At 69.7% G+C, this 396-nt stretch carries 1 protein-coding gene; it reads right to left on the bottom strand.

The window, feature by feature from the left end:
* A partial coding sequence (locus SB660_RS19145) for a (d)CMP kinase (protein WP_410583800.1) occupies positions 1-329 on the bottom strand: 329 nt, incomplete at its 3' end.
* Positions 330-396 lie beyond the last annotated feature (67 nt).

The following is a 396-nucleotide window of genomic DNA, read 5'->3' on the forward strand; positions in this document are numbered from 1 at the left end:
CCGTTGACCAGTACCCGCAGTTCGCCGCTGTCGCTGTCACGGAACCCGATCGTCGTGTCGAACGTGCAGCGCACCAGCGCGCCCGGATCGTCGAGGTCCAGGTCCGCCCAGCCCGCGGCCACGCCGACCGCGCGGTAGAGCGCGCCCGAATCGAGGTAGTGCCAGCCCAGATGCGTGGCGACCATGCGGCTGATCGTGCCTTTGCCGGACCCGGACGGGCCGAGGATGACGGTCACCGTGCCGGCCTCGATGGTCAGGTCGACACCGCGAAGAACCGGCCGGTCTCCGAACGCTTTGGTCGCGTTGGCGATCTCGATCCCGGCGGTCATCGACGTGCTCCCTGTGACGTGCGCAGGCTGCGGCGAAGACGCTGGAACGGAGTCGGCGGCAGCGAGC

The organism is Bacillus sp. SIMBA_005 (assembly GCF_046535585.1).
Lineage (GTDB): Bacteria > Bacillota > Bacilli > Bacillales > Bacillaceae > Bacillus > Bacillus pumilus.